Here is a 4,297-nt window from a genome sequence, read left to right as displayed (position 1 = left end):
GGACCAACTGCACCTTGAGGGCCTGCAGCACCTGCATCTCCCTGTGGACCTTTAATATTACCATTAGAAATCCAGGTCGTACCATTGTAAACATAAGTTTCACCCGTAGTGGTGTTGATATAAGTATCACCAGTAGTTCCTGTTCCTGTCGGAGCAGTAGTACCGCTGGTTACCGATTTTCCATCAACGCCATTTGTTCCATTTGTACCGTTAGTTCCCGCAGCACCTTGAACCCCTTGTGGACCAGCTATACCTGCATCTCCCTTTGGTCCTTTGATGTTACCATTTGAAACCCAGGTTGTGCCATTGTAAACATAAGTTTCACCTGTAGTGGTATTGATATAAGTATCACCGGTTGATCCGGTTCCTGTCGGAGCAGTAGTACCACTGGTTACTGAGGTACCGTTTGTTCCATTTGTGCCGTTCGTACCATTTGTACCCGTTGCACCCGCATCTCCTTTCGATCCTTTGATATTGCCATTAGAAACCCAGGTTGTGCCATTGTAAACATAAGTCTCACCTGTAGTGGTATTGATGTAAGTATCACCTGTAGATCCTGTACCTGTCGGAGCAGTTGTACCACTGGTTACCGATTTTCCATCAGCCCCATTTGTACCGTTTGTTCCTGCAGCACCAGTATCTCCTTGTGGTCCTTTAATGTTGCCATTTGAAACCCAGGTCGTGCCATTGTAAACATAGGTTTCGCCTGTAGTGGTATTGATATAAGTATCACCGGTAGCCCCTGTTCCTGTCGGAGCAGTAGTACCGCTGGTTACCGATTTTCCATCAACGCCATTTGTGCCATTTGTTCCCGCAGCACCTTGAACCCCTTGCGGACCAACTGCACCTTGTGGGCCTTTAATGTTGCCATTTGAAACCCAGGTTGTACCATTGTAAACATAGGTTTCACCTGTAGTGGTATTGATGTAAGTATCACCAGTAGTTCCTGTACCTGTCGGAGCAGTAGTACCGCTGGTTACCGATTTTCCATCAACGCCATTTGTGCCATTTGTACCGTTAGTTCCCGCAGCACCCTGAACACCTTGAGGACCAACTGCACCTTGTGGGCCAGCATCTCCTTCTGGACCTTTGATGTTGCCATTTGAAACCCAGGTCGTGCCATTATAAACATAGGTTTCACCTGTAGTCGTGTTGATATAAGTATCACCAGTAGTTCCTGTTCCTGTCGGTGTAGTAGTACCACTGGTTACCGATTTACCATCAGCTCCATTGGTACCGTTTGTTCCGTTAGTTCCCTCAGCACCCTGAACACCTTGAGGACCAACTGCACCTTGTGGGCCAGTCGCACCGGCTGCACCTGCATCTCCCTGTGGTCCTTTAATGTTGCCATTTGAAACCCAGGTCGTGCCATTATAAACATAGGTTTCACCCGTAGTCGTGTTGATGTAAGTATCACCTGTAGCTCCTGTACCTGTCGGAGCAGTAGTACCACTGGTTACAGAGGTACCGTTCGTGCCATTTGTACCATTAGTTCCCGCAGCACCTTGAACTCCTTGTGGACCAACTGCTCCTTGAGGGCCAGTAGCACCAGTTGCACCTGCATCTCCTTTAGGACCTTTGATATTGCCATTTGAAACCCAGGTCGTACCATTATATACGTAGGTTTCACCTGTAGTTGTATTAATATAAGTATCACCAGTAGTTCCTGTTCCTGTAGGAGCAGTAGTACCGCTGGTTACAGATTTACCATCAACTCCATTTGTTCCGTTTGTTCCATTGGTACCGTTTGTGCCAGCAGCACCCGTTGCGCCTGCATCTCCTTTCGGTCCTTTGATGTTGCCATTTGAAACCCAGGTTGTGCCATTGTAAACATAGGTTTCACCTGTAGTTGTATTGATGTAAGTATCACCAGTAGATCCTGTGCCTGTTGGAACAGTAGTACCACTGGTTACTGAGGTACCGTTTGTTCCATTTGTGCCGTTCGTACCATTTGTACCCGTTGCACCCGCATCTCCTTTAGGACCTTTGATATTGCCATTTGAAACCCAGGTCGTGCCATTATAAACATAGGTTTCACCTGTAGTGATATTAATATAAGTATCACCAATAGTTCCTGTTCCTGTTGGAGCAGTAGTACCGCTGGTTACCGATTTTCCATCAACGCCATTTGTGCCATTTGTACCGTTAGTTCCCGCAGCACCTTGAACACCTTGCGGACCAACTGCACCTTGTGGGCCTTTAATGTTGCCATTTGAAACCCAGGTCGTACCATTGTAAACATAAGTTTCACCTGTAGTTGTATTGATGTAAGTATCACCAGTAGATCCTGTACCTGTCGGAGCAGTAGTACCACTGGTTACTGAAGTACCATTCGTGCCGTTTGTACCGTTTGTTCCATTTGTTCCTGGAGCACCTTGAACGCCTTGCGGGCCAACTGCTCCTTGAGGGCCAGCAGCACCTACATCTCCCTGTGGGCCTTTAATGTTGCCATTTGAAACCCAGGTTGTGCCATTGTAGACATAGGTTTCGCCTGTAGTCGTGTTGATATAAGTATCACCAGTAGCTCCTGTACCTGTCGGAGCAGTAGTACCACTGGTTACGGATTTACCATCAACTCCATTTGTGCCGTTTGTTCCATTTGTCCCTGCAGCACCTTGAACGCCTTGAACCCCTTGCGGACCAACTGCACCTTGAGGGCCTGCAGCACCTGCATCTCCCTGTGGACCTTTAATATTACCATTAGAAATCCAGGTCGTACCATTGTAAACATAAGTTTCACCCGTAGTCGTGTTGATATAAGTATCACCAGTAGTTCCTGTTCCTGTTGGAACAGTAGTACCACTGGTTACTGAGGTACCGTTTGTTCCATTTGTGCCGTTCGTACCATTTGTACCCGTTGCACCCGCATCTCCTTTCGGTCCTTTGATGTTGCCATTTGAAACCCAGGTTGTGCCATTGTAAACATAGGTTTCACCTGTAGTCGTGTTGATATAAGTATCACCATTGGCCCCTGTACCTGTCGGAGCAGTAGTACCACTGGTTACCGATTTTCCATCAACCCCATTGGTACCGTTTGTTCCATTTGTACCGTTAGTCCCCGCAGTACCTTGCGGGCCAGTAGCGCCAGCTGCACCTGCATCTCCATTTGGTCCTTTAAGACTGCCGGTAGAAACCCAGGTTGTACCATTGTAAACATAGGTCTCACCTGTAGTGGTATTGATGTAAGTATCACCAGTAGCTCCTGTACCTGTTGGAGCAGTTGTACCACTGGTTACGGATTTCCCATCAATCCCATTTGTGCCGTGTGTTCCATTTGTCCCATTTTTTCCCGCAATACCTTGAATACCCTGAATCCCTTGTGGACCACGTATATTACCTGTTATTGCCCAAATTCCGCCTGTATTGGTATAAATATCGCCAGTCGTAGTATTTACATAAGTATCACCATTTTTACCTCCTGTTGGAGAACCTGTTCCACTCGTCACCGAATTTCCATCAACTCCATTTATCCCATTAGCCCCCTTAATATTTGTCCAGCTATTTGTTATTGGATTTAAAACCCAGGTTCCACTGTCATTATTTACAATAATAACCCCGGCTCCTGGTCCACCAACAGTACCTGGAATTCCGGGACTTCCAGTTTTTCCAGGTTGATTTTCTACCATTATGGAATTTGAACTTCTTACAAATACCCATTTTGTACCATCATTATAATAAATTCCCGGTAGAACATCGTTCACTGTCGCAGTGTTGTACACCATCATACCCGCTACATGGGCCTTTAGCGGTGCCGAATCAGTTGTGCGGGTTAAAGCAACCCGGGTATGAAGCAAACCTTTATTCGTACTTTCCAGCTCTAATAATGCATCTTTGTTTGGCAGGTTGCTCCCTGCAACCGAACCATCTTTTACCTTTTGTTGAGCTGAGGCTATCACATGAAATCCAAGTATAAAACCTATCCAGACAACTTTTTTCATGGCATTACTAATGCGGTGATAAAAAAAATCATTAAAATTATTGGTTCTACATACTACGCTTAGCGCAAATTCGTTTTTAAATAATAAACCAATGGTTTTTTTTTGATGAGCCGGTCCATTATTTGTAGACAGCAGAGATCGTAATTTTATCTTCATATAGGGATTGGAGTTGATGAACGTATTTAGATAGTGATGATCAAATCTGATCACTTACATCTAAATTAACATCACTACAATCAAGTAAGAGAGCCAAACATTAATTATAACAACATCATGTTATGCTATCTATTGTAATAGCAAATTATTGCTATTACAATAGATAGCATAACAGCATTATTTCCATCTACTTCTTATAATTT

At 44.9% G+C, this 4,297-nt stretch carries 1 protein-coding gene; it reads right to left on the bottom strand.

Features of this window, described 5'->3' with window-relative positions:
• The coding region (locus DBR11_RS15695) for a hypothetical protein (protein ID WP_199233855.1) at positions 1-4,094 on the bottom strand (4,094 nt) is incomplete at its 3' end.
• Between the last annotated feature and the right edge of the window lie 203 nt (positions 4,095-4,297).

The organism is Pedobacter sp. HMWF019, assembly GCF_003061025.1.
Taxonomy (GTDB): Bacteria; Bacteroidota; Bacteroidia; order Sphingobacteriales; family Sphingobacteriaceae; genus Pedobacter.
This window is presented reverse-complemented; position numbering and strand designations above follow the sequence as displayed.